This window comes from Duganella sp. SG902 (genome assembly GCF_013376005.1).
Classification (GTDB): domain Bacteria; phylum Pseudomonadota; class Gammaproteobacteria; order Burkholderiales; family Burkholderiaceae_D; genus Rugamonas.
In genome coordinates this window covers 404134-419028 of record NZ_JABMJK010000003.1, presented here as the reverse complement: position 1 = coordinate 419028, position 14895 = coordinate 404134, and the positions used below count along the sequence as shown (strand labels likewise).

Sequence of the window (14895 nt, the reverse complement as noted above, 5' to 3'; positions counted from 1 at the left end):
TACCTCAGCATGGACACCACACTTTCCCCCAAACGCGCCGGCGTGTTTGAAGCGGCGCTGCAAAAAATCTTCACGCGCGGCGCGCGGGTGCTGGAGATCGCCGAGCCGAGCCCGGACTTCCGCCTGATCACCCTGGGCGGCGACGCCTTGCGCGATGTCGACTGGACGCCCGGCGACAAGATCCAACTGATGCTCGGCGGCTGGACCCAGCGCACCTATACGCCGCTGGACTGGGACGCCGCCGAAGGCCGCACCCGCATCCTGGTTTACCTGCACGGCGACGCGCCCGGCACACGCTGGGCGCGCACGCTGCGCCAGGGCGACGCCTGCGCTTTCTTCGGCCCGCGCAAGTCGGTGCGCCTGGCGCCGGCGGCCTCGCCGGTGATCCTGTTTGGCGATGAAACCTCGCTCGGGCTGGCGGTGGCGCTGTCGGCCGAGGCCACCACCCACATGCTGTTCGCGGCGCGCGACCCCGGCCAGACGCGGGCGGTCGCCGAGCGGCTGCAGCTGCGCAACGCCAGCGTGGAAAGCGCGGAGCACGCGCTCGATGCGCACATGGCGGCGCTGCTGGCGGCCCATCCCATGGCCGACGTGGTGTTGACCGGCAAGGCCGGCGCCATCCAGCACATGGGCCGCCTGCTGCGCGAGCACGGCGTCGGCGCCGCGCGGCGCCAGAGCAAGGCTTACTGGGCGCCCGGCAAGACCGGGCTCGATTAGCGCGCGGCGGCCGTCAGTTCCAGGCCAGCATGCCGGCCGCCAGCGCCGGCGCCAGCTCGCCCAGCTTGTGGGCGTGGTGGCGGCGCGCCGGGCTTTGCTCGGAGAACGGGCGCATCAGGTAGTGGCGCGCCATGGCGGCGCCGCCGATCGCGATGGCGTTGTTGCCGAAGTGGGGCGTGCGGATGGTGGGCGCCGGCAGCCCGGTGGCGCTGGCGCAGTCGTGCAGCACGCCGCGGCCCGGACCGATGAAGCGCTCGCCCAGGCGCAGCGCGGCGCCGCCGATGACGATGCACATCGGGTCGAACGCCACCCACAGGTTGTTCAACAGCACGCCGAGGTTGCGCCCGGCCGACTCCACCGCGCGCGCGGCGTGGCCGGATTCCGCCTCGGCCTCGGTGAACAATTGTTCCAGCTGCTCCGGCGTCGACTGCGGCAGCTTGCCGTACACCTCGTCCAGCAAGGCTTGCAGGCCGATCAGCGCGTCGGCGCAGCCGCGCCGGCCGCACGAGCAGGGCGGGCCGCCCTGCTGCAGGATGGTGTGGCCGACCTCGCCGGCGAAGCCGTACAAGCCGGTCAGCAGGCGGCCGTTGACGATGATGCCGGCGCCGACGCCGTAGCCGATGCTGAGGTAGATCAGCGGGTCGGCGTCGACCTGGCCGGAGAACTCCAGCTCGGCCAGCGCCGCCACGTTGGCCTCGTTTTGAATGAACAGCGGCAGCTCGGCCAGCGGCGTGCCGGCGAAGTGGGCGCGCAGCTGGCCGGCGACGTCGACGTTGCGCCAGCCCAGGTGCGGCGCGTAGTGCAGCACGCCGGTGGCGTCGTCCACCACGCCGTGCAGGCCGACGCCGACGCCCAGCACGGTGCGCCCGGCCAGCGCCACGCCCATGGCCAGCTCGGCCAGGCCCTGCGCCATCAGGCCGATGCAGCCGGCGGTGTCGGCCGGGTCGAGGTAGGGCAGTTCCTGCTCGGCCAGCACCTCGCCCAGCAGGTTGGTGGCGACGATGCGCGCCATGCCGATGCCAAGGTCGGCCCCCAGCAGGGCCAGCCGTTCGCCGTCCAGCTGCAGCGGCGTGGCGCGCCGGCCCAGCGCGCCGGTGACGCGGATGTCGCTCTCGGTCAGCCAGCCTTCGTCCAGCAGCTCGCGCACCAGCAGGCTGACGGTGGACTTGGTCAGGCCAACGGCCTCGGCCAGCGCCGCGCGCGACAAGCCCGGCACGCTGCACAACTGGCGCACCAGTGCCATGCGATTGATTTGCTTGAGTAACTGCTGGTCGCCGGCAACGATCATGGGGCGGAGTTCCGAAAGGGGGAATCCGCCGATGATACACCAAGCTTGTCATATCGACTAAAGATCCAACGCGGGGCGGAACTAACCGTTCTGGTGCGTCGTTACAACACCGATGGGCAGAATCGGTGCATAGATTGTTCGACCGATTGACGAATGGAAGCGTTTCTCCTATTCTGAACTTGTCTAATAAGTCACTCAGCACGAGTCGGACAGCCTCCCAGGCGGGCATCACACCGCCGTCCGTGTTCTGCGGCGCCTTTGTACAGAACTACCCAGCAGTCAGTTTGAGTAGCAATCAACTCCGGCAGCGCAACGCCGGAATAATCAAAATAAGGAGATGAAGTGCGTACTTCGATGAAAACGTTTTCAAAGGCGCCACGACAGCGCCGTCTGATCAGTGTCGCGGTGGCCGGCGCCTGCGCCGCCTTCGGCCTGGCCCAAGCGCAAGACAACACCGCCGCCACCGACACCACGCCGTCGGTGGTGGTGACCGGCATCCGCGCCAGTATGCAGTCGACGCTGAACCTGAAGCGCAACTCCGATGGCATCGTCGATGGCATCGTGGCCGAGGACATGGGTAAATTCCCGGACACCAACCTGGCCGAATCGCTGCAGCGGATTTCCGGCGTGTCGATCGACCGCAGCAACGGCGAAGGCCAGAAGGTCACCGTGCGCGGCCTCGGCCCGGACTTCAACCTGGTGCTGCTGAACGGCCGCCAGATGCCGACCACCGACCTGAGCGACCTGTCCGGCCGCTCGTTCGACTTCTCCAACCTGGCCTCGGAATCGATCTCCCAGCTGCAGGTGTACAAGACCGGCCGCGCCGACAGCCCGAGCGGCGGCATCGGCGCCACCATCAACGTGGTGACCGGCCGTCCGTTCGACAATCCCGGCCTGCACGCCAGCGTCGGCGTCAAGGCGCTGAAGGACACCTCCAACGACCACGTGGTGGACGCCTTCAAGGGCAAGAGCGTGACGCCGGAAGTCTCGGGCATCTACACCAACACCAGCGCAGACGGCCGCTTCGGCGTGGCGGTGAGCGGCAGCTACCAGTCGCGCGACTCGGGCGTCAACCGCGCCGGCCTGTTCAACGGCTACCAGGGCCCGTACCTGGGCTCGGCCGTGATCGACGGCCAGACCCTGCCGCAGCCCGGCCAGCCCGGCTCGCAGAACATCACCAACCGTCCGGCCCCGGACGCGCTGTACTCGATTCCGCAGAACTTCGGCTACAACTCGTCGGCCATCCAGCGTCAGCGCACCAACGGCCAGCTGACCTTCCAGTTCCGCCCGGTCAAGGACCTGACCACCACGGTCGACTACACCTTCTCGGAAAACAAGATCCAGACCAAGCGTAGCGAACTGAGCGTGTGGTTCGCCCAGACCCCGACCTCGACCAGCACCTGGCCGAGCGGCCACGTGGTCAGCCCGCTGACCTACCAGGAAGTCTACCCGACGCCGCAGGACATCTCGGTGGTGGGCGGCGATTTCGCCACCAAGACCAAGAACAAGTCGCTGGGCTTCAACACCGTGTGGAAAGCCACGCCGGACCTGAAGGTGGAGTTCGACGCCCACCACTCGACCGCCGAGTCGGGCGCCGACAGCCCGTTCGGTTCCGAAAACACGCTGTCCAACGCCAGCTTCAGCCGCGGCACCACCAAGGTCGACTTCACCACCGAGTTGCCGGTGCTGACCATGCCGGCGGCCAACCTGGCGGCGGCGCCGATCCAGGCGGCCGGTTCGTGGTTCCACAACAGCTACGAGAAATCCACCATCAAGCAAGCCCAGGCGAAGGCCAACCTGAAGCTGCTGGAGGCGTCCGACCTGAACTTCGGCGTCAGCTACACCGACACCACCAACCGCTCGACCTACTCCAACGTGCAGAACAACACCTGGGGCGGCGCCACCAAGCCCTCGGACTATCCGGCCAGCCTGTGGACGGCCAACCCGATGTCCTCGTTCTTCAACAAGCTGGGCGGTTCGAACTCGCCCAACCTGTTCGCCACCCTGTACAGCTTCGACTTCGCCACGGTGCGCCAGCTCACCGCCAACGCGGTCGGCAACCAGGCCGCCTACCTGCCGAACATGACCAAGCCGGACACCGACCGCACCTTGCAGGAGAAAACCACCTCGGCCTACGCCTCGTTCAACACCGACTGGGATACCGCGATCCCGTTCCACTCGTCGGTGGGCTTGCGCCTGGAGCGCACCAAGGTCACCTCGGTGGCGCAGGTGCTGCCGGGCACGGCCGTGGTGTGGGTGGCGCAGAATGAATTGCCGATCACCTTTGGCGGCCAGGCGTTCAGCAACACCGACGCCTCCTACACCAACGTGCTGCCGGCCCTCAACCTGGACGCCGACATCCGCAGCGACATGAAGCTGCGCGCCAGCCTGGGCACCACCATCGGCCGCGCCCGCTACGACCAGCTGCAGGGCGGCCTGACCCTGGGCACCATCGCCAACGTGTTCACCGGCGGCACCGCCTCGGTCGGCAACCCGGCGCTGAAGCCGGTCAAGTCGAAGAATCTGGACCTGTCGTGGGAATGGTATTACGACAAGCAGAGCGTGCTGTCGCTGGCCTACTTCCGCAAGCAGATGGACAACTACGCCGGCCAGACGCTGGTGTCGCAGTCGCTGTACGACCTGCACACCCCGGTCGGCGGCGCCTACTACAAGGCGGCGTTGTCCACCGGCGGCTGTACCGCGGCCGACACCAACTGCATCCGCAACTACATCCTGGGCAACTTCGACGGCCAGCCCGGCGTCAAGAAGACCGGCGTGAAGCCCGACGGCATGCTGGACGGCACCATCACCGGCCTGCCGACCGATCCGATCCTGAACTTCCAGACCACCACCTACGCCAACCAGAAGTCGGCCGACGTCAGCGGCGCCGAGGTCAACGTGCAGCATATGTTCGGCCAGAGCGGCTTCGGCGTGCAGGCCAACTACACCTACGTGCACTCGCCGCTGAAGTACAACAACGCCGACGTGAACGACCAGTTCGCGATCCTGGGCTTGAGCAACTCGGCCAACCTGGTCGGTATCTTCGAGAACAAGGACTGGTCGGTGCGGGTGGCCTACAACTGGCGCGATTCCTTCCTGGCCGCCACGGTCGACGGCAATGGCCGCGCGGCGCCGGTGTACACCGACGCCTATGGCCAGGTCGACCTCAGCATCGGCTACAATTTCAACAAGAACCTGAGCTTCCAGGCCGAGGCGATCAACCTCACCGACCGCACCACGCGCCAGCACGGCCGTACCGAGGCGGCCACCCTGAATGTGACGCAAGCCGGTCCGCGTTACATGCTGGGCCTGCGTTACAAGTTCTAAGCTTGATTGGCAGCTGAGTAAGTCCACAGGCCGCCGCCCCGGCGGCGGCCTGTTTTCTCGAGAGAATTCATGTCCCGCAGTTTCACCGCCATCGCCGAGATCGATTGCGCGCGCAGCGCCGACCTGCGCGGCGACGGCAGCCAGCCGCTGCCCGACGAGGTGCTGTGCTCGCCGGTGCCGCTGGTGCTGCGCGGCCTGGTGGCGCACTGGCCGCTGGTGCGGGCGGGACGGCAGTCGGCGCGCGCCGCCGACGCCTATCTGCGCCGCTTCTACCGCGACGCCACCGTGCTGGCCAGCCATCAGCCGCCCGGCGGCGACGGCCGCATTTTTTACAACGACGACCTGAGCGGGCTCAACTTCCACAGCCAGATGGTGCGCTTCGACCAGGTGCTGGACGCGCTGGCCGCCCACCTCGACGCGCCCGCGCCGCCCACGCTGTACGTGGGCTCGACCACCATCGACACCTGCCTGCCGGGCTTGCGCGCCGAGAACGACCTCAACCTGGGTGCGCGCGACCCGCTGGCCAGCCTGTGGATCGGCAACCGCACCCGCGTGCCGGCCCATTACGACCTGCCGGACAACCTGGCGTGCGTGGCGGCCGGGCGCCGCCGCTTCACCCTGTTCCCGCCGGAGCAGCTGAAGAATCTGTATGTGGGGCCGCTCGATTTCACCCCGGCCGGGCAGTCGGTCAGCATGGTCGACCTGCACCGGCCCGACCTCGAACGCTACCCGCGCTTCGCCGAGGCGTTGGCGCATGCCCAGTCGGCCGAGCTGGAGGCTGGCGACGCGCTGTTCATTCCCAGCATGTGGTGGCACCACGTGGAGGGGCTGGAGGCGTTCAATCTGTTGATCAACTACTGGTGGCGCCAGTCGCCGGCCTGGATGGACACGCCGCACAACGCCTTGCTGCTGGGGCTGATGACCATGCGCGACCTGCCGCCGGCGCAGCGCGCGGCGTGGCGCGAAATCTTCCGCCACTACGTGTTCGACAGCGACGGCGGCGAGGCGGCCCATTTGCCGCCGGCCGCGCGCGGGCCGCTGGCGCCGCTGGACGAGATGGGCGCGCGCATGCTGCGCGCGCAATTGCTGAACCGCCTGAACCGCTAGGTCGGGCTTGAACGGACTCTTGCAGTACTGAGAGGGGGAGGGGCGGGTCGTGCCGCCCCAACACTTGCGCAGGCCGCGCCGTCCCGGCGGCCTGTTTTTTTTGGCGCTGTCACGGTAGAGTAGCGGGCATGCTCGCCACCCTCGACCACCACCTGCTGGACGGCGCCGCCCGCCCGGGCCTGCGCGGCGCCGCGCGCTTTCTGACGGAATTCTGGTACTTCGGCATCAAGGAGGCGCGCGCCTGCCTGTTCGTGGCGCTGTTTTTCGCCACCGTGTTCCTGGTGCCGCGCGCCGGGCTGTTCGGCCTGCCGCGCTACGACGTGCTGCTGCTGGCGGCGCTGGCGATCCAGGGCTGGATGGTGTGGGCCCGGCTGGAGACCTGGGACGAGCTGAAGGCCGTCAGCCTGTTCCATGCGGTCGGCTTCGCGCTGGAAGTGTTCAAGACCTCGGGCGCGATCCAGTCGTGGAGCTATCCCGACTTCGCCTGGAGCAAGCTGTTCGGCGTGCCGCTGTTCTCCGGCTTCATGTACGCGGCGGTGGGCAGCTACATCATCCAGGCCTGGCGGCTGTTCGACCTGCGCATCCGCCATCATCCGCCGCACTGGATGGCGGCGCTGATCGCCGTGCTGATCTACGCCAACTTCTTCACCCACCACTATATCGGCGACTACCGCTGGTACCTGGCGGCCTGCGCGCTGGGCCTGTACGCCCGCACCACGGCGGTGTTCCGGCCGCTGGACCGCGAGCGCCAGATGCCGCTGCTGCTGGCCTTCGTGCTGATCGGCCTGTTCATCTGGCTGGCCGAGAACATCAGCACCTTCTGGGGCGTGTGGCGCTATCCCAACCAGATCGGCGCCTGGTCGGCGGTGCACGTCGGCAAGTGGAGCTCGTGGTCGCTGCTGGTCATCATGACCTTCACCATCGTGGCAAATTTGAAACATATCAAGGCCAGCATCCATGTGCCGGAACGCTGTGAAGAGGGCTTGTTTTGTCTCAAACCTTGCGCCGCAGCCGGTGCTAGATTGGTTCCCTTATCGGATTGGAGGCTGGCCATGACGACCCTGACCATACAGCCATCGGCACTTGCCATGTTGGCTAACACCGAAAAAGAGTTCAGCGTCTCCGCTCAAGCGCGGGACGAGGGCTGGGTGGTGTATGTGCACGACGAGCAGGGCGATCACGCCTTGTTGGATTTTGAAGGTAAAACAGCTGCGGTGTTTGACGCGCTGCAAGCGGTCGAGCAGCGTTTGCTTGCCTTGGGGATTGAGCGGTTTGAGGTCAAGCAGTTAGCAAAAGAGGAAGGCTACGACGAGTGGTTGAGCGGCGAGGTGCAGGAAGCGCTTAACGATTCCGCTCCGTTGATTCCGCATAACGAGGCCATGCGCCGGATTCGGGCCGCGATCAAGGCTAAATAAAATGGCGCAGCCGCGACCAGTGTTCTGGAGCTCGGCTGCGGTCAATGACCTGATCCGGATTGGCCGGCGCGTCGCCGTTGACAGCCCGGCGAATGCGGATAAATTGCTCGACCAGATCGAAAGGAAAGCCAGCATACTTGCCGTCTTTCCTGAAATTGGTCATGTTGGCCGTAAAGCCGACACGCGCGAACTGCTGGTGCACTCTCACTATTTGATCATTTATCGCGTCCTGGCGGATGGCGTGCATCTTCTGCGCGTTAAGCATTCGTCAAGAAAGCGCCCCGCTTGACCGCGCCGCCAGCCCGCATGCAGCCGCGTTTTGCCGCGCCGGCGCGCTTCCCCGCAAAAAACCGACATACCTCGTACTAAGTTGTTGCGTCAAGGGGCAAATCACAGTACACTAGCCGGCTTCGGTATGGATTCGTCTTTTTATTGGTCCGTACTATTTTTGTAGTTCAACATATCCCCGCCCAATCGTAGGTGGGAATTGGAGAAAAAATGAGCCTTGGCCTCCTCGGTCGCAAGGTTGGTATGATGCGCATCTTCACCGATGACGGGGATTCGATCCCGGTCACCGTTGTCGACGTATCGAACAACCGTGTTGCGCAAATCAAAACTCCTGAAACTGACGGCTATACCGCGGTTCAGGTCGCATTCGGTCAACGTCGCGCTTCCCGCGTGACCAAAGCCGTTGCTGGTCACCACGCTAAAGCTGGTGTTGAAGCCGGTACTCTGCTGAAAGAGTTCCGCGTCGACGCCGCCAAAGCCGCCGAACTGAAAGCTGGCGAAGTTGTCGCCGTTTCGCTGTTCGAAGTAGGTCAAAAAGTCGACGTGCAAGGTGTTTCGATCGGTAAAGGCTACGCCGGCACCATCAAGCGTCACAACTTTGCTTCGGGTCGTCAGACCCACGGTAACTCGCGTTCGCACAACGTTCCAGGTTCGATCGGTATGGCGCAAGATCCAGGCCGCGTGTTCCCTGGCAAACGCATGACCGGTCACATGGGTGATGTCACCACGACCGTGCAGAACCTCGAAATCGCCCGCATCGACGCCGAGCGCCAGCTGCTGCTGGTCAAAGGTGCGATCCCTGGCGCCAAAAACGGCCAGGTCGTGGTTTCGCCTGCCGTCAAAGTTAAAGCAAAGAAGGGAGCTTAAACGATGGAACTCAAGCTCTTGAACGCTCAAGGTCAAGCCGCCTCTAACGTCGCCGCCGCCGATACCGTCTTCGGCCGTGACTACAACGAAGCGCTGATCCACCAGATCGTCGTTGCTTACCAAGCCAATGCACGCAGCGGCAACCGCAAGCAAAAAGACCGTGAAGAAGTCCACCACACGACCAAGAAGCCATGGCGCCAAAAAGGCACCGGCCGCGCCCGTGCTGGTATGTCGTCGTCGCCACTGTGGCGCGGCGGTGGCCGCATCTTCCCGAACTCGCCTGACGAGAACTTCACCCACAAAGTGAACAAGAAGATGTACCGCGCCGGCGTTTGCTCGATCCTGTCGCAGCTGGCCCGCGAAGACCGTCTGGCCGTCATCGAAGATCTGTCGATCGAAGCACCAAAAACCAAGCTGCTGTCGCAAAAGCTGACCGGCATGGGCCTGGACTCGGTCCTGATCATCACCGACAGCGCCAACGAAAACCTGGAACTGGCTTCCCGCAACCTGCCGAACGTGCTGGTTGTCGAGCCGCGTCACGCCGATCCTATGTCGCTGGTCTTCTACAAAAAGATCCTGGTGACCAAGGCTGCGCTGGCGAAGATTGAGGAGATGCTGGCATGAGCGCATTGAAATTTAGCGAAGAACGCCTGCTGAAAGTACTGGTTGCGCCAGTGATTTCCGAAAAGGCCACCCTGGTCGCGGAAAAGAACGAGCAGATCGTGTTCCGTGTCACCACCGACGCGACCAAGCCAGAGATCAAGGCTGCCGTGGAACTGCTGTTCAAAGTCGAAGTGGAATCGGTGCAAACCGTGAACCGCGAAGGCAAGCAAAAGCGTTCGGGCGCCCACATCGGCCGCCGCAACCACACCAAGCGTGCTTTCGTGTGCCTGAAGCCAGGCCAGGAAATCAATTTCACCGAGGAGGCTAAATAATGGCACTCGTTAAGATGAAGCCAACCTCCCCAGGCCGTCGCGGCATGGTGAAGGTAGTGAACAGCGACCTGTACAAAGGCCGTCCGTTCGCCGCCCTGGTTGAGAAAAAATCGAAAACCGCTGGCCGCAACAACAACGGCCACATCACCACCCGTCACATCGGTGGTGGTCACAAGCAGCACTATCGCGTGATCGACTTCAAGCGTAACAGCAAGGATGGCATCCCGGCGAAAGTGGAGCGTATCGAATACGATCCTAACCGTACCGCGCACATCGCTCTGCTGTGCTACGCCGACGGTGCCCGCGCCTACATCATCGCCACCAAGGGCATGGCTGTGGGCGACACCGTGATGAACGGTGCGGAAGCGCCGATCAAGGCCGGTAACTGCCTGCCGATCCGCAACATTCCGGTCGGTACCATCATGAACTGCGTCGAAATGCTGCCAGGTAAAGGTGCCCAGATGGCCCGTACCGCCGGCGCCGGCGTCGTGCTGATGGCCCGTGAAGGCACCTACGCTCAAGTGCGTCTGCGCTCGGGTGAAGTGCGTCGCGTGCACATCGAGTGCCGTGCCACCGTGGGTGAAGTCGGCAACGCCGAACACAGCCTGCGCAAGATCGGTAAAGCTGGTGCCATGCGTTGGCGCGGTGTTCGTCCTACCGTTCGCGGTGTGGTCATGAACCCGATCGACCACCCGCACGGTGGTGGTGAAGGCCGTACCGCGGCTGGTCGTCACCCAGTGTCGCCATGGGGCCAGCAGACCAAGGGTAAGAAGACTCGCAGCAACAAGCGCACTTCTTCGATGATCGTCTCGCGCCGCGGCAAGAAATAAGGATAAATCATGACTCGTTCATTGAAAAAAGGGCCGTTCTGTGACGCCCACCTGGTGAAAAAAGTCGAAGCCGCGCAAGCGTCCAAAGACAAAAAGCCAATCAAAACCTGGTCCCGTCGCTCGACCATCATGCCTGACTTCATCGGCCTGACGATCGCTGTCCACAACGGCAAGCTGCACGTGCCTGTGTACGTTTCCGAGAACATGGTTGGTCACAAGCTCGGTGAATTCGCGCTGACCCGCACGTTCAAGGGCCATGCCGCTGACAAGAAGGCGAAGAAATAATGGAAACCAAAGCTATCCTCAAAGGCGTGCGCCTGTCGGACCAAAAGGGCCGCCTGGTTGCTGACCTGATCCGTGGCAAGAAAGTTGACGCCGCGCTGAACATTCTGCAGTTCAGCCCGAAAAAAGGCGCCACCATCATCAAGAAAGTGCTGGAGTCGGCCATCGCCAACGCCGAGCACAACGATGGTGCCGACATCGACGAACTGTTCGTGAAAACGATCTACGTCGAAAAGGGTCCGATCCTGAAGCGCTTCACCGCGCGTGCAAAGGGTCGTGGCGATCGTATCTCGAAACAATCGTGTCACATTTACGTGACCGTCGGCAACTAAGGAGCCAAGATGGGTCAGAAAATTCATCCAACTGGTTTCCGCCTGGCGGTAACCCGTAACTGGGCTTCGCGTTGGTACGCTGGCAATGGTAACTTTGCCGACATGCTGAACGAAGACCTGAAAGCACGCACCTACCTGAAAACCAAGCTGAAGAACGCTTCGGTCGGCCGCATCGTCATCGAGCGCCCAGCCAAGAACGCGCGTTTCACCATCTACAGCTCGCGTCCAGGCGTCGTGATCGGCAAGAAGGGCGAAGACATCGAAGTACTGAAGTCGGCGCTGGGCAAGATCATGGGCGTGCCGGTGCACGTGAACATCGAAGAGATCCGCAAGCCGGAAATCGATTCGCAGCTGATCGCCGACTCGATCGCCCAGCAGCTCGAAAAACGCATCATGTTCCGCCGCGCCATGAAGCGCGCGATGCAGAACGCGATGCGCCTGGGCGCCCTGGGCATCAAGATCATGTCGTCGGGTCGTCTGAACGGCATCGAGATCGCCCGTACCGAATGGTACCGCGAAGGCCGTGTGCCGCTGCACACCCTGCGCGCTGACATCGACTACGGCACTTCGGAAGCTTCGACCACCTACGGCATCATCGGCGTCAAGGTCTGGGTCTACAAGGGCGACCGCTCGCCGACCGGCGAAGCCCCTGTGATCGATACCCCACCGGACGAGAAAAAGCCACGTGGCCCACGTCGTGAAGACGGCAAACCAGCTGGCCGTCCGCGTCCAGCCGGTGCTGGTGGCGCCCGCCGCGCCGCCAAGCCAGCCGAGAAAGCAGGAGAATAATCATGCTGCAACCAGCACGCAGAAAGTATCGTAAAGAGCAGAAAGGCCGCAACACCGGCATTTCGCACACCGCCGGCACCAACGTGTCGTTCGGCGAGTTCGGTCTGAAGGCCGTGGCCCGTGGCCGCATCACGGCCCGCCAGATCGAGGCAGCACGTCGCGCCATGACCCGTCACATCAAACGTGGCGGCCGTATCTGGATCCGCGTGTTCCCGGACAAACCGATCTCGAACAAGCCTGCCGAAGTCCGTATGGGTAACGGCAAGGGCAATCCGGAGTACTACGTTGCTGAAATCCGTCCAGGCAAGGTCCTGTACGAGATGGACGGCGTAGGCGAAGAACTGGCGCGCGAAGCATTCCGCCTGGCCGCTGCCAAACTGCCACTGGCCACCACCTTCGTGGTGCGCCAAGTTGGTCAATAACAGGAGTGAAACATGAAAGCATCTGAACTCCGCGGCAAAGACCAGGCAGCTCTGCAAAAAGAGCTGAATGACCTGTTGAAGGCGCAATTCGGCCTGCGTATGCAAATCGCTACGCAACAGCTGAGCAACACCTCGCAGCTCAAGAAGGTACGTCGCGACATCGCACGCGTAAAAACGGTATTGAACACGAAGGAAGCAAAATGACCGAGCAAGTAAAGCTGAAGCGCACGCTGATCGGTAAAGTTGTGTCCGACAAGATGGACAAGACCGTTACCGTTCTGATCGAACGTCACGTGAAGCACCCTCTGTATGGCAAGATCATCGTCCGCAGCGCCAAGTACCACGCGCACGACGAGACCAACCAGGTGAAAGCCGGTGACACGGTGGAAATCGTGGAAGGTCGCCCGATCTCCAAAACGAAGGCATGGACCGTGACCCGCGTGGTGCAAGCCGCGCAAATCGTTTAATTGAAGCCGTCGCCGCCCGGGCCTGGTCCGGGTGGCGATTTTCAATTAGTTCTTGCAAGCCCGCGAGTTGTGTGTAATACTCGTGGGCTTCGTTCATGTAACGCCGCAAAGTGTCTGGCCACAGACGCTGAACCGTGCGGTCAGTAGCAGTACGAAGGTCAAGCACCCAAACAGTGGGCTCTGCATGAGCGCTCTGGCGGGACCAAGACTGACCGCAGGTCCGCATTGTGTGGATTCTTCGGCTTAAGTTGGGAAAGAGAATACTATGATTCAAACTGAAAGCCGGCTCGAAGTGGCCGACAACACCGGTGCCAAGGAAGTCATGTGCATCAAGGTGTTGGGCGGCTCCAAGCGCCGTTATGCTGGCATTGGCGACGTGATCAAGGTAACCGTCAAGGTTGCCGCGCCACGCGGCCGTGTCAAAAAAGGTGAAATTTATAACGCCGTGGTAGTGCGCACCGCTAAGGGTGTTCGCCGCCAGGACGGTTCCCTGGTGAAGTTCGACGGCAACGCCGCCGTGCTGCTGAACGCCAAGCTGGAACCGATCGGTACCCGTATCTTCGGACCAGTGACGCGCGAGCTGCGCACTGAGAAGTTCATGAAGATCGTGTCCCTGGCACCTGAAGTACTGTAAGGAGTCAGCAATGGATAAGATTCGTAAAAACGACGAAGTCATCGTTCTGGCCGGTAAGGACAAGGGCAAGCGCGGCGTCGTTTCGCGTCGCGTAGACGCAGAGCACGTTGTGGTTGAAGGCGTCAACGTCGCCAAGAAAGCGACCAAGCCGAACCCAATGACTGGCGTTCAAGGTGGTATCGTCGACAAGACTATGCCGATTCACGTGTCCAACGTGGCGTTGTTCAACGCCGCGACTGGCAAGGCAGACCGTGTTGGTTTCAAGGAAGTGGATGGCAAGAAAGTCCGCGTCTTCAAATCGTCCGGCGAAGTAGTGAAGGCTTAAGAAATCATGGCACGTCTCCAAGAATTCTATAAAGAAAAGGTCGTCGCCGACCTGACCGCGAAATTCGGTTACAAATCGGTGATGGAAGTTCCACGTCTGACCAAGATCACCCTGAACATGGGTCTGTCGGAAGCGGTCGCGGACAAGAAAATCATCGAGCACGCCGTGGGCGACCTGACCAAGATCGCCGGCCAGAAGCCGGTGGTGACCAAGGCCCGCAAGGCAATCGCCGGCTTCAAGATCCGTGAAGGCTACCCGATCGGCACCATGGTGACCCTGCGCGGCGCCCGCATGTACGAGTTCCTCGACCGTTTCATCACCGTGGCCCTGCCGCGCGTGCGTGACTTCCGTGGTGTGAACGGCAAGGCCTTCGATGGCCGCGGCAACTACAACATCGGTGTGAAAGAGCAGATCATCTTCCCTGAGATCGAGTACGACAAGATCGATGCGCTGCGTGGTATGAACATTTCGATCACCACCACCGCTAAGACCGACGACGAAGCGAAAGCTCTGCTCGCCGCCTTCAAATTCCCGTTCAGGAACTAAGAGATCATGGCAAAACTCGCACTGATTAACCGTGAAGCGAAGCGCGTGGCACTGGCGAACAAATTCGCCGCCAAGCGCACCGCGCTCAAGGCCATCATTGATGACCAGTCGAAGTCGGAAGAAGAGCGTTACGAAGCGCGCCTGAAACTGCAGGCCCTGCCACGTAACTCGGCTCCGACCCGCCAGCGCAACCGCTGCGCCGTCACCGGTCGTCCACGCGGCACCTTCCGTAAATTCGGTCTGGGCCGTATCAAGCTCCGTGAATTCGCCATGCGTGGCGAGATCCCGGGTATGACTAAAGCTAGCTGGTAATAGGAGAATATG

At 62.7% G+C, this 14895-nt stretch carries 19 protein-coding genes and 1 pseudogene; 19 read left to right on the top strand and 1 reads right to left on the bottom strand.

Annotated features, from left to right (window positions below; translation table 11 throughout):
• Window positions 1-9 precede the first annotated feature (9 nt).
• Window positions 10-717 (top strand): siderophore-interacting protein, encoded by a 708-nt coding sequence (locus FHW83_RS08540; protein WP_176645920.1) that lies wholly within the window; start codon window positions 10-12, stop codon window positions 715-717.
• A 13-nt stretch (window positions 718-730) separates the two neighbouring features.
• Here FHW83_RS08540 and FHW83_RS08535 read toward each other — a convergent pair whose 3' ends face one another.
• Window positions 731-2005: an ROK family transcriptional regulator gene (locus FHW83_RS08535; protein ID WP_176645919.1), complete on the bottom strand. Its 1275-nt coding sequence runs from the start codon at window positions 2003-2005 to the stop codon at window positions 731-733.
• A gap of 354 nt (window positions 2006-2359) precedes the next feature.
• On the opposite strand from FHW83_RS08535, the gene FHW83_RS08530 reads away from it, so the two are divergent.
• From FHW83_RS08530 to rpsN, 18 genes and pseudogenes are all read left to right on the top strand, one after another.
• Window positions 2360-5332 carry a TonB-dependent receptor gene (locus FHW83_RS08530; protein ID WP_176645918.1) on the top strand — a complete coding sequence of 991 codons (2973 nt, stop codon included), beginning with the start codon at window positions 2360-2362 and terminating at the stop codon, window positions 5330-5332.
• Between the two features lie 69 nt (window positions 5333-5401).
• Window positions 5402-6439: a cupin-like domain-containing protein gene (locus FHW83_RS08525; protein ID WP_176645917.1), complete on the top strand. Its 1038-nt coding sequence runs from the start codon at window positions 5402-5404 to the stop codon at window positions 6437-6439.
• Window positions 6440-6567: 128 nt separating this feature from the next.
• Window positions 6568-7404 (top strand): annotated as a pseudogene (locus FHW83_RS08520) (DUF817 domain-containing protein); the annotation flags it as partial.
• A 451-nt stretch (window positions 7405-7855) separates the two neighbouring features.
• Window positions 7856-8143 (top strand): type II toxin-antitoxin system RelE/ParE family toxin, encoded by a 288-nt coding sequence (locus tag FHW83_RS31305; protein ID WP_176645916.1) that lies wholly within the window; start codon window positions 7856-7858, stop codon window positions 8141-8143.
• A 209-nt stretch (window positions 8144-8352) separates the two neighbouring features.
• Window positions 8353-9009 carry a 50S ribosomal protein L3 gene (rplC, locus tag FHW83_RS08510; protein ID WP_176645915.1) on the top strand — a complete coding sequence of 219 codons (657 nt, stop codon included), beginning with the start codon at window positions 8353-8355 and terminating at the stop codon, window positions 9007-9009.
• Between the two features lie 3 nt (window positions 9010-9012).
• Window positions 9013-9633: a 50S ribosomal protein L4 gene (gene rplD, locus FHW83_RS08505; protein ID WP_176645914.1), complete on the top strand. Its 621-nt coding sequence runs from the start codon at window positions 9013-9015 to the stop codon at window positions 9631-9633.
• Entirely contained in the window at window positions 9630-9944 is a 315-nt protein-coding gene (gene rplW, locus FHW83_RS08500) for a 50S ribosomal protein L23 (protein ID WP_176645913.1), read from the top strand. The genes rplD and rplW overlap by 4 nt, the downstream gene beginning before the upstream one ends.
• Window positions 9944-10774, top strand: a complete 831-nt coding sequence (gene rplB / locus FHW83_RS08495; RefSeq protein WP_176645912.1) for a 50S ribosomal protein L2 — start codon at window positions 9944-9946, stop codon at window positions 10772-10774. Before rplW ends, rplB begins: the two co-directional genes overlap by 1 nt.
• Window positions 10775-10783: 9 nt before the next feature.
• Window positions 10784-11059 carry a 30S ribosomal protein S19 gene (rpsS, locus tag FHW83_RS08490; protein WP_155436392.1) on the top strand — a complete coding sequence of 92 codons (276 nt, stop codon included), beginning with the start codon at window positions 10784-10786 and terminating at the stop codon, window positions 11057-11059.
• A complete protein-coding gene (gene rplV, locus FHW83_RS08485) occupies window positions 11056-11388 on the top strand; it encodes a 50S ribosomal protein L22 (RefSeq protein ID WP_174864456.1) in 333 nt (110 codons plus the stop codon). The genes rpsS and rplV overlap by 4 nt, the downstream gene beginning before the upstream one ends.
• A gap of 9 nt (window positions 11389-11397) precedes the next feature.
• Window positions 11398-12177, top strand: a complete 780-nt coding sequence (rpsC, locus tag FHW83_RS08480) for a 30S ribosomal protein S3 (protein WP_176645911.1) — start codon at window positions 11398-11400, stop codon at window positions 12175-12177.
• Between the two features lie 2 nt (window positions 12178-12179).
• Window positions 12180-12599: a 50S ribosomal protein L16 gene (gene rplP, locus FHW83_RS08475; protein WP_092280172.1), complete on the top strand. Its 420-nt coding sequence runs from the start codon at window positions 12180-12182 to the stop codon at window positions 12597-12599.
• A gap of 12 nt (window positions 12600-12611) precedes the next feature.
• The gene (gene rpmC / locus FHW83_RS08470) at window positions 12612-12803 is read left to right on the top strand and encodes a 50S ribosomal protein L29 (protein WP_176645910.1); all 192 of its coding nucleotides are present in this window, start codon (window positions 12612-12614) and stop codon (window positions 12801-12803) included.
• Entirely contained in the window at window positions 12800-13066 is a 267-nt protein-coding gene (gene rpsQ, locus FHW83_RS08465; RefSeq protein ID WP_055937633.1) for a 30S ribosomal protein S17, read from the top strand. The genes rpmC and rpsQ overlap by 4 nt, the downstream gene beginning before the upstream one ends.
• A 265-nt stretch (window positions 13067-13331) precedes the next feature.
• Window positions 13332-13700 carry a 50S ribosomal protein L14 gene (gene rplN, locus FHW83_RS08460; RefSeq protein ID WP_008444317.1) on the top strand — a complete coding sequence of 123 codons (369 nt, stop codon included), beginning with the start codon at window positions 13332-13334 and terminating at the stop codon, window positions 13698-13700.
• Window positions 13701-13710: 10 nt separating this feature from the next.
• On the top strand, window positions 13711-14025 hold the full coding sequence (gene rplX / locus FHW83_RS08455; RefSeq protein WP_092280168.1) for a 50S ribosomal protein L24: 315 nt from the start codon (window positions 13711-13713) through the stop codon (window positions 14023-14025).
• Window positions 14026-14031: 6 nt separating this feature from the next.
• Window positions 14032-14571 (top strand): 50S ribosomal protein L5, encoded by a 540-nt coding sequence (gene rplE / locus FHW83_RS08450; RefSeq protein WP_155468001.1) that lies wholly within the window; start codon window positions 14032-14034, stop codon window positions 14569-14571.
• A gap of 6 nt (window positions 14572-14577) precedes the next feature.
• The gene (gene rpsN / locus FHW83_RS08445) at window positions 14578-14883 is read left to right on the top strand and encodes a 30S ribosomal protein S14 (RefSeq protein ID WP_176645909.1); all 306 of its coding nucleotides are present in this window, start codon (window positions 14578-14580) and stop codon (window positions 14881-14883) included.
• The last annotated feature ends 12 nt before the right edge of the window (window positions 14884-14895 follow it).